Below are 25,793 nucleotides of genomic sequence, written 5' to 3'. Positions count from 1 at the left end.
AAAGCCAGCTCTCAATAAAGAGAACCGGCTTGTAATTTAGCAGTCATTGGTTATTTTAAAATTTTCACTTTAACAGTTTTGCGTCCCCATTTTTGAGCAGCGCTATCTGATCCAAGTAAGATATCAATACGGTTACCTTTAATTGCACCACCAGTATCTCCAGCGATAGCTTCTCCGTAACCTTCTACCCATACTTTAGATCCTAATGGGATTACTTTCGGGTCAACAGCGATCATTTTCATGTTTGGATTCGCAGTTAAATCATGACCCATTGCAGTTAATACACGGCCGCCATATGTGCCACCGTTTTCGCTCGGGTGAGCTGTATATGCTGTAGCTACAACTGTTAACTCACGACCACCAGAAGGTGTGTTAGTTTCAGCAGCTTTTACAGCAGGCTTAGCAGCTGGTTTTGCTTGCGCTACAGTTGTTTGAGCCTTAGCTGGTGCTTCAGCTTTAGCAGGAGCAGTTGTTTCTTGTTTCTCAATTACAGGTGCTGTACCTGTTAAGAAAGGAACATGAACATAAGCTGTTTTCCCGTTATATTCAAATTGTAACCACTCATTTTGTACTTGGTTCGTTGTTTCGATTACATCGTCTTTCTTCAACTTTCCAAGAACCTCTGAGTTTGTGTTCGCTTCAGCACGTACGTTTAATACGTTAGCTGTTACGTAGTAGATGCTTTTTGTGAACTCTGCACTTACGAATGCGTCTTTACCGTTTAAAGTAACTTTTGACCATCCGTTCTCTGTATTTTGTACATCTATTTTATTACCGTTTAGTAATTTACCGACAACTTTTGATTCCGTAGTAGGGTTTTCGCGTACGTTTAGTACGTCTGTTGTTACAACAGTTTCTGCATTAGCAGATGATGTGAAAATCCCAAGACCAAAAACTGCTGCTGTTGCTATACCAATTAATTTTTTCATGATAGCCTCCATTGCGTTTGTTTTCGTGTCCTCATTATAGCAACAGATTTTTTCGGATTTGGGGAAAACACACAATTACAAACCATTCGTAATAAGTCGTTAATATCCTGTAATATAACAAAAAATATAGGAAAGCGTTTTTCATTCTATATGACTCATAGGTTTCTAGTTATATTCAAAATATTTAATACAACATGTTTTTTTCGGCGTAAATAAAAATGTTACAGGAATGTTACATGATGTTTACTAAACGATTACATTCCTTGAGTATTTTACCGTTTTATGGGTAATATAGTTATATAAACATAAACATTTTGTTTGTGAAGCTATAAACACGTGCTATATACTAGCAAAAAAACCGCATAATTGTTACAAAACGAAAGGGTTGCAAGGAAGAAATTTGCCCTTTTTTACATATGTAACACATCCTTTTTTAGGAAAATACATTCCTATCCGCGTTTTTCTCACACAATTTGACAGCAGTATTTCTAACTTGTAGCTCTTGCAGAGTGAAAAGGTTATACGAAAGGTAAGGCTGTCCATAAGAATTCGAATTGGTGAAGGTGAAAGTAAGAAAATCACCGCAAAATTATAGTTTTCTATCCGATTTTACATATCGGAATTTATGTTATTTACAAAAGCGAAACCTACGAAGGGGGATTTGATGAGGAAACTGACAAAAACATTCATCGTTTCATTAACATTATGTATTGCATTTACAATTTGGGGGATTATTCCCGAATCTATTATTGGAAAAGGTAGTTTAGGAAATGTAACAACCGCAATTCAAACTGCATTAGTTAGTAAGTTCGGCTGGTTTTATATTATTTCCGTTTCTATTATTTTAGGTGTGTCTATCTTTTTAATTGTTTCGAAATACGGTTCTATTCGTTTAGGTAAAGATGATGACGAACCTGATTATAGTTACATGACATGGTTTGCTATGTTATTTAGTGCTGGTATGGGTATCGGCTTAGTTTTCTGGGGCGTTGCTGAACCATTAAACCATTTATACGCACCTCCGTTTGGAGAAGGTGCAACTGAGGAAAGTGCGCGTCTTGCACTGCGTTTTTCATTTTTCCATTGGGGATTACATCCTTGGGGACTATATGCGTTTGTAGCGTTATGTATTGCTTACTTTACCTTTAGAAAAGGAAAAGCAAGTACGATTAGTGCGACAGTAGGTCCGTTATTTAAGGGCGGGGAACACGGGCGTATTGCTCATTCATTTGATGTGTTAGCTGTTTTTGCAACTGTGTTTGGTGTTGCAACGTCATTAGGTCTCGGTGCAAAACAAATTGCGGGTGGTGTTAGTTATTTAACATCTATCCCGAACTCATTAACGACACAGTTAGTTATTATTGCAATCGTAACGGTTCTTTTCATGTTATCTGCACAAACAGGTCTTGATAAGGGAATTAAATATTTAAGTAATACGAATATTATTTTTGCGTTTGCACTTATGATCATTGTATTATTTGCGGGTCCAACAAACTTTATTATGAATTACTTCACTTCAACAATCGGTTCTTATATTCAGGAATTACCAAGCATGAGCTTCCGTTTAAGTCCATTAGACGAAGGTGGAAACCAATGGATTCAATCGTGGACAATTTTCTATTGGGCATGGTGGATTGCGTGGTCACCATTCGTAGGTACGTTTATTGCTCGTGTTTCACGAGGCCGTACAATTCGTGAGTTTGTTATCGGTGTGTTACTCGTACCGACCGTAATTGGTGCACTGTGGTTCTCCGTTTTCGGCGGAACAGGTATTCATATGGAGCTGTTTGGTGATGCACATATCTTCGAAAAAGTGAAAGAGATGGGAACAGAAGTAGGATTATTCGCTATGTTCGATCAGATGGGCAGCTTTGGATCAGCTTTATCAGTTTTAGGTATTTTACTTATTGCAACATTCTTTATTACATCTGCAGACTCTGCAACATTCGTTTTAGGGATGTTAACGACACATGGTAGTTTAAACCCACCAAATCGTATTAAAATGATTTGGGGTATCGTTCTAGCCGCGATAGCTTCTACGCTATTATATATTGGCGGATTAGAAGCATTACAAACGGCAGCTATCATTGCAGCATTCCCGTTCGTCTTTGTTATTTTCTTTATGATGGCAGCATTATTTAAAGAGTTACAAAAAGAAGGACGTATGAAGCGTCATTAATAATAGAAGGAAAAGAGCTGATTTCATATCAGCTCTTTTTTTATCCCTCTATTTGCTGAGCAGTAAGAACCCCACCTCAAAATTCAGCAAAAGCAAATAAATCGAGCTGCTTGTAAAAGCCCCATTGGTGATGGCTAATGAAAGTTTCACTTTATATAGAAGGAATTTAAAATGCGGGTAGGGGAAATAAAATACTTTACCACATAAGTAGTATGCCTTTTATACGAAGAAAAAACGATAGGTTTCGACAATATTCGATCTCTTACGAATTCTATTCATATTTTTGACAAAAAATTGTCGGAAATGTGTTGTCACGTTTATATATATGTGCTATATTATTTCCTGTAAGCGATTTCAAATAGTTTTAAAGCGCATTCAAGGGGGACATCTAGAATAATGAAACGTTACGAAAGAAAGTGGAAGCATATTTGTTTGAAACGTGTGGCACATCGTAGTGTCCAAGAAAGCACGGAACCTAAGACTGAAACGCGCAAAGAACAGCAAGAGAAGCAATTGGTTCTACAAAAATAGCAATCACTTTTTCGTATATAAATGAAGGTCGATCGTTCGTTGGGGGATGGACGTGAAATTACTTTCAGCTAAGGGGTATTGTCTGATATATAATTTATACGGCAATAAATAAGCACAGAGCATACGGCGCTCTGTGCTTATTTTTATTATTTATCTTTTTTAAATCGAACTGTTTTATCCCAGCCAATGACTTGTTTCTTGCTCTTTGCACGTAAGTATAAGATTAAGCTACGAATAAATAAGTACGTAAAGAGCTGTGCGTACGTAAAGTACATAATAACGCTAATAAAAATATTAGTCGGTGTAAAGGTTCGTTCGACACTCTGGGCACTAAATAATTGAGAAACATATGTAATATATGCGACATACCACATAAATAGTAGCGGAATGCTATATTGAATTTGGAATATCCCGAGGAGCCCAATTACAAACCAAACGTTCGAAATGATTAGGAATAGCCAAAATACAACATACACTAGAACTTGTTGTAAGGAATGAACAAGCAGCTTTCCTTTAAAGAAACTTAATGATGAGAACATTTTTTCTAAAATATATAAATTTCCCTGGAGCCAACGTGTACGTTGTTTAATAAGAATTTTTAAATGCTCTGGTTCTTGTTCCCAAGTAACTGATTCTGGGACGATTGGTAAGAGATAACCTTTTTGTGTAATTCGTAATGTTAATTCAGCATCTTCTGCAATTGCGTAAGGGTCATAGCCACCAAGCTCTTCTAGTGCGGAGCGACGAAGAAGCATGTTTGTTCCTGTCAGCGAGCCCGTTTGGAATAGTAACCAGCGTCCAGATTGCATAAGGAGCTGGAAGATTTGGAATTCTAGCGAAATCATTCGCGTTAACCAGTTTCTTTTTTCGTTTACTGTACGAACGTGTCCAACAGCTCCAACAGCATCTTCAGTTGTTTCAGCGTGTTCTACAAGCATTCGCAGTGCGTGTGGTTCAGGTTGGTTATCTGCATCGTAAACACAGAAGTACTCACCATCTGAAATACTAAGCCCATAGTTTAGTACACGTGATTTACCCTTCGGTTCACCGGGAGGAACACGAATATGACGAATATGAGCATAAGCTTTGTCGAAATCATCTCCGATTTCAGGTGTTTCATCTTGAGAGTTATCATTTAATAAATAAATAGTTAGCTTTCCTGGATATTCAATCTTTGCCATCGCCTCTAAAGTATCTTTAATAACGACGCCTTCATTATGGGCAGGTATGAAAATATCGACGCTCGGATAATGTTCTAGCGTACGATCTTTTCGTTTACTATTTCGGTGAATTAAGCCCGCGATTGTTAAGAAAGAGTAGTAAACGAGTAAGCCAGAGAATAGAAAGGCCGTAAAAATAAGTACATATTTAATTGAAAATGTGATACTAATCCAAAAAACGAGTACGCAAAACAGAAGGAATAAAAGAAGTATAATGAGAGTCATCATAACAGTGTCTGTCCTTTGTTTCCAATTTGCTCGCGTGAAATTTTTATATCTTTGATTGCTTCAGCAGCAAGCCATTGCTCCATTTTTGGTTTTAGGCGGTTCATTACAATGTCAGCACCAGCTTCATTTGTGTTTTGTAATAAAATAACTAGCGTATTATTATCATATTCAGCAGCAAGGTCAAAATCATTCCTTACCGTTTCAACTAATAAAGAAGCTACACGGTCCATAACACTTTCCTTTGTATATTTACTAAAGGAAGTGAAATCAAAGTAAACAATAATGCCTGTTTCATTACGACGATTCATTGCAGTCGTTAATAACGCTTGGCGTCTCTCGAATTCTTGTCTTGTTAGTAATTTGGATTCTCCAATATATTGTTCCAATGTTCTCACACGCTCAGTTAAAGCTTTATTTTCATGAATCACTTTTTTCAATAGGTGAGTTGTTATATATACAATGAAGAAGTTAGCTGCCATCAGGAAGTGGGTAATCATATATTGCCATTGATCTGATGTACTCCATAAGTGAAGCCATGCTTGATAGAACAAATAAAATACGGAAATAATGGTTCCTAGTATGAAGAAAATAAATGCTGTTTTGTCAGCTAAAAATAAGAATAGTAAATTTACGATTACGTATATTAGTGTAAAAATGAGAGCATGCTCATATTTCGTCACATGTACAGTAGTAAAATAAAATACAATTTGTAAAATCCACATAGAGAGGATTTTATAGAACTTATCTTTCACAAAACTTTCCTCCTTAAAGCTATTTCATCAATAGATACTTGTAGTATGCGCAATTATTAAGAAATTGACCATGTCGTTAAACTCTTTTGAAGGATAACAACAAGTAGTATCTCTATTTTCATAAGAAAAATAAAAAGACTTAAACATTATTGTATCATAATGTGCCTATATTTAGGATAAATTGATTAATAGATACATAAAAGACGTTTGGATTGCATGAAAAAAGTCTCCTCTTGTAGAAAGAGAAGACTCTATATAAGTTTATAGGAACATCATACCTGCAACTGCTGCGTTTAAGAAGTTCGCTAATGTACCAGCGATAACTGCTTTAATCCCTAATTGTGCAATTTGTTTACGGCGAGTAGGAGCTAACGTTCCTGTTACACCTAATTGAATTGCGATAGAAGAGAAGTTTGCAAATCCACAGATTGCAAATGTTAAAATTAGATTTGTTTTGTCAGAGAACTCTGCCATGTGTGGTCCTAAGTTTGCGTATGCAACGAATTCGTTGATTGCAAGTTTTTGACCGATAAAGCTTGCTGCTTGTATCGCTTCACCAGGAGAAACCCCGATTAAGATTGCGAATGGTGATAATAAGTAACCAAAGATTAAATCAAGACTAAGTTTAATATCTAACAGAGAACCAACCCATCCTAATAATCCATTTAATAAAGCGATTAATGCGATAAAAGCCATTAACATTGCTGCTACGTTAATAACAAGTTGCATACCTTCAGATGCGCCGCGTGCAGCTGCATCAATAACATTTGCGTCTTCACGTTCTGTAGAAAGTTCAACGTTATTATCTACTTTTTCTGTCTCTGGCATGATTAGTTTCGCAATTAATAAGCTCGATGGAGCCGCCATAATTGCAGCTGCTAATAAGTGCTCTAACGGAATACCCATTGCTGCATAACCGACAAGAACGGATCCAGCAACAGCTGTCATACCGCTTACCATAATAGTGAAGAATTCACTATTTGTTAAGCGTGCTAAGTAAGGTTTAATTAAAATTGGAGCTTCAGTTTGTCCTAAAAATACAGTCGTTACTGAGTTTAGGCTTTCTGCTTTAGAAGTTCCAAGAAGTTTACTTAATGCACCACCAACGATGCTAACAAATTTCTGCATAATACCGAAATAATATAAGATTGCTACTAATGAACTAATAAATACGATTGGAAGTAGTGCTTGAATAAAGAATACAAATCCCCAAGGTCCCTTTGCGTTGACTAAATCCCCAGTAACGAACTTAATTCCCTCGTAAGAAAAATTAATTAATCCTTGAACACCGTCAGCAGCGTGTTTTAAACCTGCTTTACCAGCGTCCCATCGTAATACGATAAATGAAAATGACATTTGTAATGCTAGCGCAATTAAAATTGTGCGCCAATTAATAGCTTTGCGGTTGGAAGATAGTAAGAAAGCAATTGCTAATACTCCAATCACGCCGCCAATTCCCCATAAAAGATTCATGCAGTGTATGCTCCTTCCTCATAGTAAAAACAGTGTATAAACCAGTTGTCTATACGTTTGCGAATATAACATCTTTAGTAACTTATCATAATGGACATCGGAGGTCAAACGTCTAATGAAAAGTTTAAATAAAAAGAAAATTCTTCAAAAAAACACATATAAAATAAATAGACATGAAATAGGTTATGTTTTTTATGAAAATATATACATTATGATAACGTTATGCATTGTTTTTGTAGAATAAAGTGTATGAAATGGAAGAATGGATACATTATTTTTGTAGAGAGAAGGTAGGAGAAAGGGAGTAATATGTTGAACTCATAGCAAAAAAGCCTTCTAGTAAACTAGAAGGCTTTGAAACTATTAATTAAGGTGCTTTCGTGTATCCTAAGAAGTGGCTCTTCCAATAAGAGTTACTTAATGAAGCGATTGCTACACCTTTATCTCCAGCTTGGATAAATGATCCGCCCCCAAGGTAAATACCCATGTGAGAAGGACCAGATTTATAAGTGTTTTGGAAATAAATTAGGTCACCAGGTTGTGGACTTGAAGTTTTTGGTAGGCTACTCCAATATCCTGCAACACTTTGGCGGCTAATGTTATGACCAAATTTCTTAAATACGTGGTAGATGTAGCCACTGCAGTCTACGCCGTTAGCAGAAGTTCCGCCCCAAACGTACGGTACACCTTGCATTGATTTTGCATATGCAAGTACGGAAGAACTGTCGCCGCTATTGTTGCCTGTATTATTATTGTTGCTATTGTTTTGATTGTTATTTTGGTTATTGTTAGGCTTATTATCTACTGCGCCTCCAACTGGTGTTTTAGATAGGTAACGTGTTCCGATATAACCAGTTTGACCGTTGTAGTTAATTTTGCTCCATCCAGAGTTTTCAGAGATTACTTGAACCTTCTGTCCTTGTGGAAGTGCGCCTATGATTCTATAATTTGTACCTTCGCCGCTACGTACATTTAGTGCAGAAGCATTAATGTAGTAGTCGCCAATTGCACCTTGGTTAGGTTTTTCAGGTTGTTTTGGTTGCTCAGGAGTAGTAGTACCACCTTTAACGAATTTTACAAATTCGCTACTAACAAAGCCTGTTTTTCCTTGGTAATTTACTTTAAACCAACCGTTTTCAGATCCAACTACGTTTAATGTTGTACCATTTAAAACGCCACCAATTACACTATGGTAAGCGGCAGGGCCTGTACGAACACGTAAAGATGTAGCGTTAACTACGTAAGAACCGCCAGTTTGAATAGTTCCATTATTATTGTTTTGCTCTTGTTTGTTGCCTTCTGTAACGTTTTCGTTAGAACCGCCTTTTGTTACATAGTCTTTGCTTACATAAGCAGTTTGTCCTGCGTAATTGATTTTGAACCAATCTTGAACTTCTCCAACAACTTGTACTACTTGTCCTTTTGTCACAGAACCTACAGTTGTGTGAGAAGTGCTAGGACCTGTACGAACGCGAAGGGAAGATACATTTACTGTATAGTTTCCGCTTGCTGGTTTTACTTCTTGGTTGTTATTATTCGTATTGTTGTTTGAAGAACCTGCATTAGAAGAAACGCCAGATACGAATTCGCCACTTACATAACCTACTTGTCCATTATGGTTAATTTTCACCCAACCATTTTCTTGTCCAATTACGTTTAATGTTTGTCCTTCATATACACGCCCAGAAACAGAACTAGATGTGTTAGGAGCTGTACGTACACGTAATACATCAGCGGTAACTTTATTGTTGCCACCTGTACTTACATTGTTGTTTGCTGCGCCACTTTTTGATACAAATTCGCCACTAACAAAGCCTGTTTGTCCATTAATGTTAATTTTGAACCAACCGTTTTCTTCGCCAATCACGTTTAGTGATTGACCGTTATAAACGCGTGAGATGATGTCGTGAGAAGTGCTTGATCCCGCACGAACATGTAATACGCTCGCGTTTACCTTATAAGATGAGCTGTTTGATGCAGAAGCTTGGACAGTTGTAGCAGCTTTTTGTGTATTTTGTTCAGGTGCAGCTTGAACACTATCAAGTGTAGGTGCTGCTCCTCCTGCTACAGACACTGCCGCAAGACCGGCAAGATACTTTTTCATAATTTGTCGATTCCTTTCTGTCTGTAATGTAGTGAAGAAATATTTACCAACTGTTAAAAATTCTAAAGAGCATGTCGATTACTGTCAAGACTTATATAGGAATCTGAATATGACAAAAAGATTACAAGAAAAAAATCAAGGCATAAAATTACACCTTGATTTCCATTTAAATGCATATATTGAATATGAAAGGACAGAAATTATTCGTGTTTAAGAAGATGCCATATTGGATTGTAATAAGATTTGATTAAAAGATTTTTGCAGTTTTTTGGTGATAGGCCCAACTTGCCCATCTTGAATCGCGGTCCCATCAAGGTGGGTCATTGGTAAAATTTCAATCGTTGTGCCTGTAAAAAAGCATTCATCTGCTTGATAAACGTCACGAACGCTGAAAAGTTCTTCCTGCACAGGGATGTGAAGAGTATTCGCTAAAGAAAGGACATATTGACGAATAATGCCATTTAAAATAAGGTGATTGGCTGGATGTGTGTAAAGCGTTCCGTTTTTAATTAAAAAGAAGTTGGAATGGCTTCCTTCCGTTACAATACCGTTCCTTACGAGAAGTGCCTCTTTACAGCCTTTCCGTTCAGCTTTCGTAGCAGCTAGTACGTTTGGTAATAAATTTAATGATTTAATGTCACAGCGTAGCCATCGAGTATCGGGTTCTGATATAGCGCGTATACCATATTCAATCCATAAAGCTGGTCGTTCTTTTTTTGTAATATAGGCATAAATTGTCGGAGGGTTGTCATATGAAAATACATGTGTGCGAGCTTGTACACCACGAGATACTTGCAAATAAATGGTGCCATCTTCGTGGAAATGGTTTCGTTCAATTAATTTGTAAAGTAAAGTGATGAGCTCAGCTTTTGAGAAAGGGAGCGATAATTCTACTTCTTCCATGGATCGATATAATCTCGTTATGTGCGGATCTAATAAATGAAAGTTCCCTTTATATAGGCGAATAACCTCATAGACACCATCTCCGAACTGCGAACCTCTCTCTTCAAGCTCTATGTACGTTTGTTGTTTTGTTGTATCAATAACTTCATCATTCCAAAGTACAAATTTTTCGTATGCCAATTTCCGTCCCATCCTTTCGTAAGTACGTAAGTAACGTGAAACTTTCATTCATGCGAGATAAAAATCACTATAGTAATTTTTATGTGAGCAATTCTCTACATATGACCATATATGTATTTGTAAATCATAGAGAAATAAGGATGATCTACCCCGCATTAACGGCAGTAAAGCCGCTACTTACAAATTCGGGTAGAGCAAAGAAGTGAAGTGGGCGAATCACTGCCCGTAAATGCCCGATTGATGAGGGCTGATTAAAGTTTCACTTTACAGCATTTTGTATATACAAATTCGAAAATAAGAAATAAGAATCCTGCTTTTAAATAAAAAAAAGCAACATTCTTATGGAATGCTGCACAAGGAGGGTAGCTATCTTTCATAGGGACATTGTCTCGTTGAATGCTTTGTGTATGGAAACAAAACAAGTTGAAAGACAATTATAAGAAAGTAGAAACAAAAGATTTACACATTTCTTTAAGGGATCTTACGAAAGATGAGAGATAAGAAATATGTAGAACCTCGTTTACATATTTTATTATAGAGATTCTTCATTAACACTATGTGAATATTTGGTAAAGGTTATGTAATTTTAAAGTTAATGAATATAAGTAGTTGTATGGAAGAAAATAAAAAAGAGGCTGAGATTACTCAGCGCTCTTCTTTTCTTCTTTAATAACTGTTTTTACTTCACCAGTTTTGATCTTATTACTTTCAGAGAAGCGAAGTAAGTCACCTTCAATGATTTTATCAGACATGTTCAATTCATTTTGGGCACGATCAATTAGTGGCTGGGATTCTTCTTTCGGTAATTGTACAACTTCGCCAGTAGCACGGTCATAGAATGTACTGTTTGTGTACATGTATTTATCTGTAACGAAGCTACCGTCACGAAGAACAACGAATCCTTTATTATCAGGTGAGAATACATCATGACCGAATCGAACGTCATTTGTAGAATCTACACCAAGTAAGTTTAGAATAGTTGGTTTAATGTCAATTTCACCAGTTGGTTTCGAAATTGTTTTACCTTCTTTTTGACCTGGAACGTGAATAAACATCGGTGTTTTTTGTAAGTTCATATGGTCAAATGCAGTGATTTCTTCTTTTCCTAAGAACTGTGCCATTGCACGGTTATGGTTTTCAGAAATACCGTAGTGGTCACCGTAGAATACGATTACTGAGTTATCGTAAATACCTTCTGCTTTTAGACGCTCAATAAAGTGTTTCATTGCTTCGTCTAAGTAACGAGCAGTTACCATGTAACGGTCAAATACTCCATCACCAGAATTGTATTCATCGATTAATTTTGTACTGTCATCGTAAGTGAATGGGTAATGATTCGTTAAAGTAAGGAAGCGAGTATAGAATGGTTGCTTCACTTGTTTTAACATATCAATAGATTGATCGAAGTACTCGATATCTTTTAATCCCCAGTTTAATTTTGTTTCTGGCGTAATCTTGTAGTCAAGCTCGTTGTAGTAACGATCATAACCAAGTGCTGGATACATAATGTTACGGTTCCAGAATGTTGCGTTGTTTGCGTGGAATACCGACGTGTGATACCCTTGCTGACGTAAAATTTCTGGAGTTGCTGTATATTCATTGTTACCGTGTGTGAAGAATACAGCACCGCGGTCTAGTGGATATAACGAAGTATCTACTAGGAATTCAGCATCAGATGTTTTACCTTGACCAGTTTGATGGAAGAAGTTATCAAAGTAATAACTTTCTTTCGTAAATTGGTTTAAGAATGGTGTAACTTCTTGTCCATTAACTGTTGCACCAATTAAGAATGTTTGTAATGACTCAAGAGAGACAACAATTACGTTTTTCCCTTTTGCAGTACCGAACATATTTGGATCTGGTTTACTTTGTGTTGTTTTTACGTAGTTTTCTGTTTCTTGTAATTTACTACCGTCAGCGAACGCTTTTTGTGAACTTGATTTTGCTTGTAAGCCAAGATCGTATACTTGATGTACATATAATCCTAAGTTTTTAACAAGCATAACGCGGTCGAATGAACGTGTTAATAGTTCTGGGCGTTCAGCTTCTGCAAGTCCTAAGTTTGCGAAGAAAATAGCAACTGTTGATACGAAGTATAGAGAACGCATCGGGCGTGCTACACGCTCTGTAGGTGCAAAGTTCTTCATTTTCTTTAATAGAACGAAGAAAACGATAATGTCTGCAAATGCAAGAATAATTTTGTAGTTAAATAATTCTTTCACACTAGAACCTAAACTTCCGAAGTTAGATGTTTGTCCTAGCACCGGTAATGTAACGAAGTCATTGTAGAATCCGTAGAACATTACGTTACCAACAAGAACGATTGTTAAGACAAAATTAATTCCAAGTGCTATATAGTTACGTTTTTTCCCTTTTGCAAATAATGCAAGACCAACAAGCAGTAATGATGCTGCTAATGGGCTAAGGAATAAAATGAATTCTTGCATGAAAGATTCAAGTTTTAAATCAAAGCTTGTGCGTGTAATAAGGTAAGTTTTCAGCCATAAGGCTAAAGCTACGAATACAGTGAAACGCACATTTTGAAATTGTGATTTCAAGGTTTCTTTCATTCATTTCCACCCTTTCTCTATCAGGCTTGGTCGATTTTGGAGCGAAAAATGCTAAAATAAAAAATACATAGTTTTCTTGGCCATAATTAAAGGTTCTATATTCACCCATATACGACTATAACTATGCATACCCTTTTGGTTTCTTTTGTTGCTCATAAGCATAACGTCATTTCTGTATTATACAACAAAATTCATTTCTGAGAAACACTATAACATTTTACATTTTTTGTATAAGATTTGTCACTACCAGAGAAAACTTTAACATTCGTTTATATGTCCGTCAACTAGAAAATATAACAAAGGTAGAGCAGAATGTTAAGTGGAAGTGAAAATTTTCTTTGTTGAGAAATAAGAAATGAAGATGGGTAAGGGTTATCTAGAAATCTATTATATGAAGGAAATAGTGTGAAAATTAACGAACACTTGTTCTTTTTTGGTTTGTTTGTTACAATAAAAGTTCATTGATAGGTTTTGTGTAATTTCCATGAACTTTTACTGATAACATATTGTAGCTTATTTCTTTTTAAAAATAGGGAGGCTTTTTACATGAAACAAAAATTTTCAGTTGAAGCGTTTTGGAAGAAAGTAAAACATGTTGCAAAGCAAGCAGGGCAATCGGTCATTTATGCAAGTTTATTACTGTTTTACGTTTTGCAAAGACCCGATGTTCCAAAACGAGTGAAAATTATTGTAATTGGAGCACTCGCTTATTTTATTGCACCGATTGATGCGATTCCAGATTTCATTGCTGGAATTGGCTATACGGATGATTTGGGGGCGTTAACGGCCGCACTAATACAGGTGTCGTTATACGTCAATGAAGATGTGAAAGATAAGGCACGAGTGAAGTTGGCAGAATGGTTTGGTTCGGATATAGACACAACATTTATCGATCAGAAATTAGGTCAATAGGTGAAACCTGTCATAAGGTGACAGGACGAACGTAAGCGAGGAAGTGCATTATGCCATCAGGAAGAACGCATACGAAAATAAACTTAATATCCCTTCCGGTTGTTTTGTTTTTGCTCTTTTCGTATGGATTAACAAATTTTGATTTTTTATTAACTTTTGCGATTGGTTTTTTAGTAGGTACTTCATTTTTAACACCAGATTTAGATACGTACAGTAATGCTTATAACAAATGGGGTTTCTTACGTATATTTTGGTATCCTTATAAGAAAGTAATGCCGCATCGATCTTTCTTTACACATACGATTATACTTGGTGATGTAATTCGTATTGCGTACATGTTAATCGTCTTTTCTCCATTTTTATTACTATTAAATGTAATCGCACTGGATGGTAATTTAATAGAAATTGCGAAGAAGCATGAGGTTGAAATTGTAACGTTCTTAATGGGAATTGTTGTGGCAAGTACGCTCCACATTATAGCGGATAAAGTGAATACGCGCCGAAAGAAAATGATGAGAAAAAAGAAGAAACGCAGAAGATAAAGTGAACGAATTAGGAAAAGGGCCCCTTGCAAATTGCAAGGGGCCCTTTTTAAACAAACATTTGTTTAAAATTAAGCTTTCAGCACTTTAATTCCTTTTACAATGTTCCAGATGAAGTAGTATAAGCTGATGATTCCACAAATAGCTAAGACAATCATTGATCCAATTCCAAGTGTTACATCTGGTTGATCAGATCCAAGACCCATAATTCCTAGAATAGTTACGCCAATGAATGTAGCGATACTTGGAATGATGTGTGTCCATAGAGCACGTTTTGCATGTGGTTTTGTTTCAGCGTCTCCCACGATCCAAACGATAATAGGGAATAAGATAGGGGCAAATAGTACACTAAAGTATGATAACGCAGCTAATATTTTATTTCCGTTCATATATATCACCTCATGAATAATTTCTGTTGTTATACTATTATTATGCAATAATTTTAGCAAACTTCCTATCGATGAACATTACAAGAACGTGACGATTTTGTAAGATTTTTTGTTAAATAATAAAATTTTCAAAAAAATCTTTTTTAATAGAAATTGTTATGGTACAGTATAAATGAAAGTTGTTGAAAACGTTTTCTTAAACGTTTTTTTATTTTAGGCTTAAAGGTATGATGACCTGATAGTCTATTGATGAGGTTATTCTATTTAAAAGGGGATTCTTTAGGGGGAGAGAACAATGAACACATGGACACAAGTTTATGATCCATTCGGAAACATTTGGATTTCGGCAGCGGTCGCACTTATTCCGATTATCTTTTTTTTCTTAGCTTTAGCAGTTTTCCGCATGAAGGGGTATGTGGCAGGATTTATTACAGTTGTACTTACAGTTTTAGTAGCATTATTCGCTTATAAAATGCCGTTCACGATGGCAATGGCAGCAACCGGGTACGGTTTTTTGTATGGGTTATGGCCAATTGCTTGGATTATCATTATGTCCGTATTTTTATATAAAATTTCTGTGAAAACAGGTCAATTTGATGTGATTCGTGCATCGGTATTATCGATTACGAACGATCATCGTCTACTCGTTATTTTAATTGGATTTTCATTTGGAGCATTTTTAGAAGGAGCGGCAGGATTTGGGGCACCAGTAGCGATTACAGCAGCGCTTCTTGCGGGTCTTGGGTTAAATCCTTTATACGCAGCAGGTCTTTGTTTGATTGCAAATACTGCACCAGTGGCGTTCGGAGCGATGGGAATTCCGATTACAGTTGCTGGACAAGTAACAGGTATTGATCCACATAAAATTGGACAAATGGCTGGGCATCAATTACCGTTCCTATCATTATTTGTTCCATTCTTTATCGTATTTTTAATGGATGGATTTAAAGGTATAAGACAAACGTGGCCTGCGTTACTTGTAGCGGGTAGTTCATTTGCGATTACGCAGTTCATTACAGCGACATTTTTAGGACCGGAACTTCCGGATATTACATCGGCACTTGTAAGTTTAATTAGTTTAGCGCTATTCTTAAAAGTTTGGCAGCCGAAAGAAATTTATCAATCCGGGCAAGCAAATAGTGAAGTAGCAGTAACAACGACAGCGGCATCGATGCCGAAATTAACGTTTGGAAAAGTAGTGAAAGCATGGTCTCCATTTATCGTATTAACGGTTATGGTAGTCATTTGGAGCCAAAGTTTCTTTAAGGCATTATTCGCTCCAGGAGGGGCTTTAGAAAGTCTTGTATTTAAGTTTGAAATTCCAGGTCTGCATAATTTAGTAATGAAAGCAGAGCCAATTGTAAATAAACCAACGCCTTACGAGGCAATTTTGAAGTTTGATGTATTATCGGCAACTGGAACAGCGATTTTAATTGCTTGTATCATTTCCATGTTTATTTTGAAAATGAATGTAAAAGATGCAGTAGTGACATTTAAAGAAACGTTAAGCGAATTAAAAATGCCAATTCTATCTATCGGATTCGTACTAGGGTTTGCATTTATCGCAAACTATTCTGGTCTATCTTCTACGTTAGCGTTAGCATTAGCCGGAACTGGCGGACTATTCCCGTTCTTCTCACCATTCTTAGGCTGGATTGGCGTATTCCTAACAGGGTCTGATACGTCTGCGAATGCACTGTTCTCAAATTTACAAGCCATTACAGCGCAGCAAGTCGGCGTATCTGAAGTGCTTCTTGTTGCAGCAAATACAACAGGCGGTGTAACAGGGAAAATGATTTCCCCGCAGTCGATTGCGATCGCTTGTGCGGCGGTTGGTCTTGCTGGAAAAGAATCGGATTTGTTCCGTTTTACAGTGAAGCATAGCTTATTCTTCGTAATTATTGTTGGTATTATGACGTATGTGCAAGCGTATTATTTAACGTGGATGATTCCGTAAAGAGCAAAAGAAATAAACTTTTCATTTTTCAGATTATCGTGTATGATGGGAAAGTATTGAAAATTAAATCAGTGATAAACTAGGGGTGCCTAACGTATGCGTAGGCTGAGAGAGAAGCGCGTGAACTTCTTAACCCTTTGGACCTGATCTGGCTCGTACCAGCGTAGGGAAGTTAACGGCTTTACATAATGATGTCTTTATGAGCCAGGTCCTTATTTTTTTATGGACCTGGCTCTTTTTATTTTGGCATGCGCTGGCCATATCTTGTCCTTGTCACGAACAGGGGGGCAACAAAATTTATGAAACAATCTGTTTCAGCTGAGCAAATTGAATTGAAGTCGAGTTTACCAGGGAGTAAGAAAGTATATGTGGATGGACCACGAGAAGGTATGAAAGTGCCGATGCGTGAGATTGAACAAAGCGAAACGAATGGCGTTCCAAATCCACCAATCCGTGTGTATGATACGAGCGGTCCTTATACAGATCCTGCGTATAAGGTCGAGTTGGAAAAAGGAATTCCAACGCCGCGCCACTCTTGGATTATGGGGCGTGGTGATGTAGAAGCATACGAAGGGCGTGAAGTGAAACCAGAGGATGACGGTGTGAAAGTAGCTTCGAAGCATACACCTGTTTTCCCGCAAATGGATCGCCAGCCACTTAGAGCAAAGCAAGGTGCAAATGTTACGCAAATGCACTATGCACGTAATGGCATTATTACGTCTGAGATGGAATATGTTGCGATTCGTGAAGGGGTAGAGCCGGAGTTTGTTCGTAAGGAAATCGCAGAAGGCCGCGCTATTTTACCAGCGAATATTAATCATCCAGAAGCTGAACCGATGATCATCGGGCGTAATTTTCATGTGAAGGTAAACGCGAATATCGGAAACTCAGCTGTATCTTCTTCGATTGCAGAAGAAGTAGAGAAGATGACATGGGCAACGCGCTGGGGTGCGGATACGATTATGGATTTATCTACAGGTAAAAATATTCATACGACGCGTGAGTGGATTATTCGTAACGCGCCTGTACCAGTTGGAACTGTACCGATCTATCAAGCGCTGGAAAAAGTAAACGGAATTGCAGAAGATTTAACGTGGGAAGTATATCGTGATACGTTAATTGAGCAGGCGGAGCAAGGCGTTGATTACTTTACGATTCACGCTGGTGTATTGCTTCGTTATATTCCAATCACGGCAAAGCGTACGACAGGTATCGTTTCGCGCGGTGGTTCGATTATGGCACAGTGGTGTTTATTCCATCATAAAGAAAACTTCCTATATACTCACTTTGAAGAGATTTGTGAAATTATGAAGCAGTATGATGTTTCGTTCTCTCTTGGAGATGGATTACGTCCAGGGTCTATTGCAGATGCAAATGACGAAGCACAGTTTTCTGAGCTTGAAACACTTGGTGAATTAACAAAAATTGCTTGGAAACATGATGTGCAAGTTATGATTGAAGGACCTGGACACGTACCGATGCACTTAATTAAAGAGAATATGGAGAAAGAGCTTGATATTTGTCAGGGCGCGCCGTTTTACACACTTGGGCCACTAACGACAGATATTGCACCAGGTTATGACCATATTACATCTGCAATTGGAGCTGCGATGATTGGCTGGTTTGGAACAGCGATGCTTTGTTATGTAACGCCTAAAGAACATTTAGGTTTGCCAAACAAAGATGATGTACGCACGGGTGTTATTACGTACAAAATTGCAGCGCATGCGGCTGATCTTGCGAAAGGACATAAAACGGCTCATCAGCGTGATGATGCACTTTCAAAAGCACGCTTCGAATTCCGTTGGCGCGATCAATTTAATTTATCTTTAGATCCTGAACGTGCGATGGAATATCATGATGAAACGTTGCCTGCAGAAGGGGCAAAGACAGCTCACTTCTGTTCAATGTGTGGACCGAAGTTTTGTAGTATGAGAATTTCACATGATATTCGTGAATATGCAAAAGAAAATGATTTAGAAACGACAGAAGCAATTGAAAAAGGAATGAAAGAGAAAGCAGAAGAATTTAAAGAAGCTGGTAGTCATTTATATCAATAACATGTTACACCTCTTTACTTAATTGATCACACTGTAGTACCTAACTTTATTATAGAAGAAGCCCCATTTGCTAAGACGGTAGCAAATGGGGCTTCTGTTGTTTATAAGGCGAAGAAGAGATGTACCCAGTAGAATAAGAGGAATAGTGTGACGACTGTTGTGAGCGGGATAACGATAAGGGATACACTTAAATAGTCTTTCCATTTTACTTTAATTTTGTTTTGTTTCAGAATATACATCCAAATGAGTGAAGCTAGCGTACCAATTGGTAGTAATAGTGAACCGATGTCACTACCAATGATGTTTGCAAGATAGATAGTTTTTAATGTGACTGGATCTAGTCCCATTTCTGTTAATGTGATTGTACCAATCATAAGGGCAGGATGGTTATTGAAGACGTTAGAGAGGATGGATACAAGTCCGCCCATTGCAAAGCTAGCATAGAGTAGATGCTGATTCACAACTGGCTCGAGCCATTGTACAAGTGCAGCTGTTAATCCTGCGTTGTGTAGTCCGTAAATAATGACGTACATAGAGAAGGCGAAAATTAAAATGTGCCACGGTGTCTTTTTCAAAATGTCGACAGGATTTGTTCGTAAGTAGTACCATCTCCAAATGAGCAGAACGAGTGAACCAAGTACCGCAACGATTTCAATTGGGATGGATAAGAAGGATGCAACGAATAGAAGACAGCGCATAAGGAAGACGAAACCTAATACTTTTAACATGAATCTTGTCCGTTTTTGTTTCGTATCGACAGAATTATTTCCTTTTAGTGGATGGAAGTTTTTCGTGAAGAAAATTTCTTCAATATCATATGAAGAAACAGGTAATTTTTTCGGAAGTTTTTTCTTCAAAACTGTATACATGAGCCATGACATAAATAATAAGCCTAATGTTGCAGGTACAAACATCATAGCGGTATGCATATAAAGAGTCATATGGACGATGTTTAATGCGATTAAATTTACGATATTACTTACACCAATTGGTGCACTAGATGCCGTAGCGATTAAAGCACCACTTAATAAATAAGGAATTTGTTGATGTGGTTTTAATTGAAGGTTTTTTAGAAGAAGAATTAAAATGGGAGTTGTAATTAAAATACTACCGTCGTTATTAAATAAAAGAGTCATAAGAAAACATAATAATTGAATATACCAGTATAGACGGCGTCCAGAACCTTTCGCTAGATTTGCCAGTTTCGCTGCGGACCAATGGAAGAAGCCGAAGCTTTCTAATATAACTGCCATAACAATAGTTGCTAATATTGTTATGGAAGCACCGCCAATTTTACTTATAATATCCATGATGTCTGGTTTTGATACAAGTCCAGTAATTATGATGATACCAGCTCCGATTGCTGCTGGCCATGCCTCATTTAAGCCGCGAGGTCGCCAAAAGATAACGATCATCGTTAAGAAAAATACAATAATAGTAATCCATATTTCAATGCTCATATTTTGCCTACCTTTCTATTTTCCCTTGAACAGATGTAGCTTGTCTCAAGTTTATATTTGTAGTATATTCAGCAAAAAATAAGAAGAACTAGACGTATAACGAGATGAACCGAATATGTGTTTTTCATGCTAAAGGACAAGTGTCACGAATAGTGAAATAACTATTATGAGAGGAGTCTATAAATTATTGGGCAGTAAGATAGTAAATGAAATTTATATGGGCGATTATTGAGATATATTGGCGCAAGTTAAAATATATCAGCGATTATTGAGATATATCGGCGCAAGTTAAAATATATCAGCGATTATTGAGATATATTGGCGCAAGTTAAAATATATCAGCGATTATTGAAATATATCGGCGCAACTGAAAATATATCAGCGATTTTTAAAATATATCGACTTATCGACAAAACATGACAAAAGGAGCCCATCCCAAAATGCCTTTTGGAACAGACCCCAAGACTATATTATTTTTCTTTCAAAAAAGTACGATCCTTCAAGAATAAGTTCCAGAAGAAAATAAATCCTGGTAATAAAATTGCAATCCCAATTGCGTATAGAATGAGCAGTGCATAGAACGTTTCTTTCGTTGTAAAGCTTGTAAATACCGTTACGTCAGGATAAATAATATACGGTAAATGCGCGACCCCGTAAGCGTAGCTTGCAAATGCATATTGAGCGACGACAGCTAAAACGGCAATACGAGGATATCCTAGTGTATTGTACTTTTTGTTTGTCCACCAAAGGGACGAGTATCCGATAACGAATAAAACAATAGAAACTGTAAACCACGGGAATTGCTTTATTAATCCTTGCATAAGCCAATGTGTTTCAGGATCCATTACAACGAGGGCGATGATCGCCGTAACGAGCGTTGCAGGACCAAGGATGATGGCATTTCTTCTATAAATTCTATACGTATCTTCTGAACTTTGTTCTCTCGCAAAATCAGCAAGAAAGAGAGAGGAGAGAAATAGTTCAGACGTTATTCCGAAGAGCATATAGCAATAGATAACTGGGCTAGAAAGAAGTTTTCCATATAGGAGTACTTCCTTTCCTTCAGACATTGTAATATAGGCTCCCTCTGTAACGGGTAAAACGGTAATTAATAGTGCTGGAATTAATAGACCAGTAATACCTGAAATAACCCGAAGAAGGTATTGATATTTTGGCAAGGAGTAAGCAAATACCATAAATGTACTACGTACTGCAATGAGCACTAAAATTAACATAACTGGTACGAACATTACTGTCGCAAGAGTAAAGGCCGCTTTCGGAAAGAAGCCGAGAAATGCGACAACGACGAAAACGAGAAACGTATTTGTTACTTCCCAAGTTGGTGATAAGTATCGATTCGCAAGTTTAGCAGCGAGCGTCGGATGTTTTGCGTATACCATGCCCCAAAAACCAGCGCCAAAATCAATGGACCCTAGTATACTGTATACGAAAATAAGGGCCCATAAGATGATGATTGCAATACTTTCCTCATGCATGAGAATCGCCTCCTTGGTGTTGTAAATCATTCTTTAATGGATGTCTTCTAAAGAATGTCCGTAGAACAATGACTGTTAAAATAGCGAGTCCAATATATAAAATGATGAACAAAACAAATAAAGGACCGACGAAATCGGCGCGTGTAGATGCATCGACGGTACGTTGCATACCATAAATTGTCCATGGTTGACGACCGCTACAACTGAAAATCCATCCGAATTCAATACCGAGCATCATAATTGGTCCGCATGCGGCAGCCCCCCAAAGTAGCCACTTCGGTAGTTCTGTTCCCTTTTTTCGGTACACGAAATACCAATATAAGAGTGCAATTGTTGCAACAGCAAAGGTAAACGCAGCAGTGCCGACCATTAAGTTGAATAGTGTATGTGTATAAAATGGTGGCCATGTTTCTTGTGGGAATTCGTTTAGTCCTTTTACGACAGTGCTAGGGTCTAGTCCCACTAATAAGCTAAGCATGTTTGGAATTTCAAGTGCATAGTTTAGTTCAAGTGTATTAGGATCCACAACTCCGCCAATGGATAGCGGTGCGTGTGATGTCGTTTCAAATAAAGCTTCAGCAGATGCAAGTTTTTCAGGTGAGTGTTTATGTAAGGCAATCGCTGATTCATGTCCTGAAAGCCACATCGTAGCGCCTGTAATAAATGTAACGACAAGCCCTAATAGCAGCCCTTTTTTATGATAAGCAATTTCACGTGTACTTAAATTTTTCTTCAATAATTTAAATCCAGCAATAGAAGCAATGACAGCCGCACCAGTTGCATAAGCCGTAATAACGACATGAAATGCACTTGTACCAAAACTTGGATTAAAGAAAGCTTTCCACGGATCAACGTTAAAAACAGATCCATCTGGATTCATTGAAAAGCCTGCTGGTGTATTCATCCATGTATTTGCTGATGTAATAAGCACGGCGGATGCCGTGGCACCAAGCATGACGAAAAATAGCGAGATTAATCTCATAAATGGAGGAAGTTTATCGGCTGCATATACGTAAATCGACATGAATAAAGCCTCCAAAAAGAAGGCGAAAATCTCAATTTGGAAGGGAACAGAAATAACTTGCCCAACAATTTTGGCGAAACCAGGCCAAAGAAGTGAGATTTGCACACCAACAATTGTTCCAGTTGGAATTGCTACACCGAGAAGAATAGCAAACGCTTTTGTCCATCTTTTCGCCATAATGGCATAGTCGGAGTCTTTCTTCCAGTGATAGAGTATTTCGCTTATAAAAATCATCAATGAAAGTCCGACGCCAAGTGTTGCAAAAATAATGTGGAATGCTAATGAAGAACCAAAAAATGCTCTTGCTAATGTTACCGTATCCATATGTAAACTCCTCTTCTTTTTTGCCATTATTTTCTGATTGAATTGGAAGATTTATTCAAAAAAACTACCAAAAATATATACGTATTTAAAAAGTGAATATAATAATATAATGTTGTAATATTTTGAATAGAAAGAAATAAATAGTTTCTCATGTTTTGTTTGTTTTTTTTACAGGAATCTTTTATAATCTTTTATGCGAACATAAGTTCTGTTTTCGGAAAGAAGAAGTTTATGTGAAATGGAGAGGGTGTTTTATGTATCCTGAAGTCATTAAAAAGATGGCATTTTCAAAAGAGCATAGAGATTTATTATTGAAGCTATATAATAAAGAGATTACACGTCGTGAATATGATCGACTTGTACAATCGCTATATAAACCTTCTAAAGAGGTTTGCGAGGGATAGAAATGGGGGAGACAATCTAGTGGATTGTCTTTTTTAAATTTATGTATGTTCTGATAAAATTAAGGTTAGCCTTACTAGGGAGGTGAAAAGATTGCGGAAACGTTTATATATAGGGATTGGAGTTATCTTCTTAATCGCTTTAGGTGGAATTGTATTTTGGTCAGCTTTACAAGGAAACCGTACAGAAAATTTTATTTTAAGGCATATGGTGAATGATAATGGAACGCTTGCCACGTATCGTTTAGTAGATACTAAGGCAGGTACGGGTGAAGCAAAGGGACGTGAAGCTTTATCAGAATCAGCGGGATTATGGTTACAATATACACTTGATAAAGATGATCAGGCGTTATTTGATGAGCAAGTAAAGGTTATTCAAGATAATTTCGTATATAAGAATCATATCGTTTTATGGAAACTCTCTGAAAAGGGAGAGAGGCAGTCAGCTACAAATGCACTTATAGATGATCTTCGTATTATAGAACAATTATATCGTGCTTATGAAATGTATAAGGAAGAGCGTTATAAAAACCTTGCCGATCAATTAAGTGATGCTGTACTTCGTTATAATAAAAAAGATAATTATTATGTTGATTATTATGATGCAGATGCAGGGAAACAAAATAATTTTGTAACAACATCATACATAAATCCACGTGCATTCTCCTATATGAAGAAGTACGACAAAGTTTCTGCTCAGCAATATCAGGAAGTCGTTCAATTTTTAGCGGATTATCCAAGGCATGGCTGGGCATTCCCGAAAGAGTATAAAGAAGATGGTACATTTACGTACGATAAAGAAGTGAATCTTATTGACCAATCATACGTTGCATATCATCGAAGTTTAGGTGGTCTTTCATCAGCTGCTTATTTGGAATTTATAAAGAAGAAATTCCAGGAGGATGGAAAGCTATACGGTCGTTACAATTTAGAAACGGGAAAACAAACTGTGAATTATGAATCGCCAGCCGCATACGGATTAACGATTTTGTACGTACTACAAACAGGTGATAAAAAGTTTGCGAAAGAATTGTATGATCATATGGCCACATTCCGAAATGATAACGTATTTAGTAGATATTACGGTGGATATGTAACAGGTGAAAATAATAATACGCATATTTTTGATAATGTACTACCACTTTTAGCTGAAATGGAATTAAAAAAGAGTGAACAATAAAAGTTGCCACCATATGAGGGTGGCAACTTTTATTTGTTGATATAATTTTACGTCCTAATGTTGGAGAAGTAATCAATCACAAATTCACGGAATTGCTGAGCTGTTTTTGATAAGTAGCGTTTTTTTGACCAACTTAATCCGATGGTTCGCTGACAATTGGGTTCAATAATACGCAACTTGCTTGATGCTAAAGTAGAGTTTTTTAATAAAGTTAAACTTGGAACAAAAGCGATGCCGAGACCTTGCTTAATGAGGTCGCTAATCACGGTCGGTTCATCTACTTCAAAAGCAATATGCGGAGTGAAACCAGCTTCTTTGCAAAATCCATCCGTTAAGTGTCGAAATCCGTAGCCAGTGTTCATACTAATAAACGGTTCGTTTTTTACTTCATGCAGGTGGATATTTTCTCGGCCTGATAAACGATGGCCTGAAGGGACGACTAAGAAAATTTCTTCTGTAATAAGTGGTTCCCAAACAATCTCCTCACCTTCAATTGGCACAGAGGAGATACAAAAGTCAATTTCTATATTATCTAGTTGTCGTTTCATAGAAGGAGTGGATGCAAGAAATTGTTGGAATCGAACGTTACGATGTTCTAGTAAAAAAGAGCCAAGTAGTTCTGGTAATATTCTCGGAATAGAAACGGCCAGCGTAATAGAGCTTTGTTGTAATTCGGCTAAATCTTTAATTTCTCGTTGCCCTTCGCTTAATTCATGAAAAATACGTTCTACTCGTTTTAAAAATACTTTTCCGAAAGAATTTAAAGTAATCTGTCGGCCTTGGCGATCAAATAAAGGGACGCCTAAATCCTTTTCAAGTCTAGCGATTGTTTTGCTGAGTGAAGGTTGCGCGATATGCAATTCTTCAGCTGCCTTTGTCATGTGTTCTAGTCGTGCAACTGTCTGAAAGTATTTTAACTGGAGCAGTTCCATTTCGAGTCTCCTTTCTATAGACCAAAAGGAATGAATTAATAATTAAA

The 25,793-nt window shown here is 37.1% G+C and carries 19 protein-coding genes and 1 riboswitch; of the genes, 7 read left to right on the top strand and 12 right to left on the bottom strand.

The window, feature by feature from the left end; translation table 11 throughout:
- Positions 1–50 precede the first annotated feature (50 nt).
- On the bottom strand, positions 51–929 hold the full coding sequence (locus tag NST27_RS25590; RefSeq protein WP_000733353.1) for a cell wall-binding protein EntA: 879 nt from the start codon (positions 927–929) through the stop codon (positions 51–53).
- Between the two features lie 664 nt (positions 930–1,593).
- Between NST27_RS25590 and opuD the strand changes: the two genes are divergently transcribed.
- Complete coding sequence (gene opuD, locus NST27_RS25585; protein WP_001230117.1) at positions 1,594–3,108, top strand: glycine betaine transporter OpuD; 1,515 nt, start codon at positions 1,594–1,596, stop codon at positions 3,106–3,108.
- A 677-nt stretch (positions 3,109–3,785) separates the two neighbouring features.
- On the opposite strand, the gene NST27_RS25580 is transcribed toward opuD, so the two are convergent.
- The 6 genes from NST27_RS25580 to NST27_RS25555 form a co-directional block, all read right to left on the bottom strand.
- Positions 3,786–5,087 carry a glycosyltransferase family 2 protein gene (locus NST27_RS25580; protein WP_000988624.1) on the bottom strand — a complete coding sequence of 434 codons (1,302 nt, stop codon included), beginning with the start codon at positions 5,085–5,087 and terminating at the stop codon, positions 3,786–3,788.
- Positions 5,084–5,839 (bottom strand): diguanylate cyclase, encoded by a 756-nt coding sequence (locus NST27_RS25575; protein WP_000653223.1) that lies wholly within the window; start codon positions 5,837–5,839, stop codon positions 5,084–5,086. The genes NST27_RS25580 and NST27_RS25575 overlap by 4 nt, the downstream gene beginning before the upstream one ends.
- A gap of 261 nt (positions 5,840–6,100) precedes the next feature.
- Positions 6,101–7,312 carry a NupC/NupG family nucleoside CNT transporter gene (locus tag NST27_RS25570; RefSeq protein WP_001051030.1) on the bottom strand — a complete coding sequence of 404 codons (1,212 nt, stop codon included), beginning with the start codon at positions 7,310–7,312 and terminating at the stop codon, positions 6,101–6,103.
- A 367-nt stretch (positions 7,313–7,679) separates the two neighbouring features.
- A complete protein-coding gene (locus NST27_RS25565; RefSeq protein ID WP_000760295.1) occupies positions 7,680–9,416 on the bottom strand; it encodes a C40 family peptidase in 1,737 nt (578 codons plus the stop codon).
- A gap of 210 nt (positions 9,417–9,626) precedes the next feature.
- Positions 9,627–10,511 (bottom strand): D-amino-acid transaminase, encoded by an 885-nt coding sequence (locus NST27_RS25560; protein ID WP_074595267.1) that lies wholly within the window; start codon positions 10,509–10,511, stop codon positions 9,627–9,629.
- A 629-nt stretch (positions 10,512–11,140) separates the two neighbouring features.
- The gene (locus NST27_RS25555) at positions 11,141–13,069 is read right to left on the bottom strand and encodes an LTA synthase family protein (RefSeq protein WP_000665358.1); all 1,929 of its coding nucleotides are present in this window, start codon (positions 13,067–13,069) and stop codon (positions 11,141–11,143) included.
- Between the two features lie 546 nt (positions 13,070–13,615).
- Here NST27_RS25555 and NST27_RS25550 point away from each other — a divergent pair.
- Complete coding sequence (locus NST27_RS25550; RefSeq protein WP_000810369.1) at positions 13,616–13,981, top strand: YkvA family protein; 366 nt, start codon at positions 13,616–13,618, stop codon at positions 13,979–13,981.
- A 50-nt stretch (positions 13,982–14,031) separates the two neighbouring features.
- On the top strand, positions 14,032–14,523 hold the full coding sequence (locus NST27_RS25545; protein ID WP_001139060.1) for a metal-binding protein: 492 nt from the start codon (positions 14,032–14,034) through the stop codon (positions 14,521–14,523).
- A 71-nt stretch (positions 14,524–14,594) separates the two neighbouring features.
- On the opposite strand, the gene NST27_RS25540 is transcribed toward NST27_RS25545, so the two are convergent.
- Complete coding sequence (locus NST27_RS25540) at positions 14,595–14,912, bottom strand: DUF4870 domain-containing protein (protein ID WP_001014099.1); 318 nt, start codon at positions 14,910–14,912, stop codon at positions 14,595–14,597.
- A 295-nt stretch (positions 14,913–15,207) separates the two neighbouring features.
- On the opposite strand from NST27_RS25540, the gene lldP reads away from it, so the two are divergent.
- Positions 15,208–16,869, top strand: coding sequence for an L-lactate permease (gene lldP, locus NST27_RS25535; protein WP_001099339.1), 1,662 nt, complete (start codon positions 15,208–15,210; stop codon positions 16,867–16,869).
- A gap of 71 nt (positions 16,870–16,940) precedes the next feature.
- A riboswitch (TPP riboswitch) is annotated at positions 16,941–17,056 on the top strand.
- A 112-nt stretch (positions 17,057–17,168) separates the two neighbouring features.
- The gene (gene thiC, locus NST27_RS25530; protein WP_000814479.1) at positions 17,169–18,929 is read left to right on the top strand and encodes a phosphomethylpyrimidine synthase ThiC; all 1,761 of its coding nucleotides are present in this window, start codon (positions 17,169–17,171) and stop codon (positions 18,927–18,929) included.
- Positions 18,930–19,030: 101 nt separating this feature from the next.
- Here thiC and NST27_RS25525 read toward each other — a convergent pair whose 3' ends face one another.
- From NST27_RS25525 to cydA, 3 genes are all read right to left on the bottom strand, one after another.
- Complete coding sequence (locus NST27_RS25525; protein ID WP_000021120.1) at positions 19,031–20,389, bottom strand: arsenic transporter; 1,359 nt, start codon at positions 20,387–20,389, stop codon at positions 19,031–19,033.
- Positions 20,390–20,859: 470 nt separating this feature from the next.
- The gene (locus NST27_RS25520; RefSeq protein ID WP_000544168.1) at positions 20,860–21,885 is read right to left on the bottom strand and encodes a cytochrome d ubiquinol oxidase subunit II; all 1,026 of its coding nucleotides are present in this window, start codon (positions 21,883–21,885) and stop codon (positions 20,860–20,862) included.
- Positions 21,878–23,233, bottom strand: a complete 1,356-nt coding sequence (gene cydA / locus NST27_RS25515; RefSeq protein WP_000381986.1) for a cytochrome ubiquinol oxidase subunit I — start codon at positions 23,231–23,233, stop codon at positions 21,878–21,880. The genes NST27_RS25520 and cydA overlap by 8 nt, the downstream gene beginning before the upstream one ends.
- A 254-nt stretch (positions 23,234–23,487) precedes the next feature.
- On the opposite strand from cydA, the gene NST27_RS25510 reads away from it, so the two are divergent.
- Positions 23,488–23,637: a hypothetical protein gene (locus NST27_RS25510; RefSeq protein WP_000283179.1), complete on the top strand. Its 150-nt coding sequence runs from the start codon at positions 23,488–23,490 to the stop codon at positions 23,635–23,637.
- A gap of 91 nt (positions 23,638–23,728) precedes the next feature.
- Positions 23,729–24,814, top strand: coding sequence for a hypothetical protein (locus NST27_RS25505; protein ID WP_001231668.1), 1,086 nt, complete (start codon positions 23,729–23,731; stop codon positions 24,812–24,814).
- A 47-nt stretch (positions 24,815–24,861) separates the two neighbouring features.
- Here the strand turns inward: NST27_RS25505 and NST27_RS25500 are convergent, their stop codons facing one another.
- Entirely contained in the window at positions 24,862–25,746 is an 885-nt protein-coding gene (locus tag NST27_RS25500) for a LysR family transcriptional regulator (RefSeq protein WP_000421942.1), read from the bottom strand.
- Between the last annotated feature and the right edge of the window lie 47 nt (positions 25,747–25,793).

It is taken from the genome of Bacillus sp. FSL W8-0770 (assembly GCF_038008705.1).
In the GTDB taxonomy this organism is placed as follows: domain Bacteria; phylum Bacillota; class Bacilli; order Bacillales; family Bacillaceae_G; genus Bacillus_A; species Bacillus_A cereus.
The sequence above is the reverse complement of the archived record's forward strand: the minus strand, read 5'-3'. Positions and strand labels throughout refer to the sequence as shown.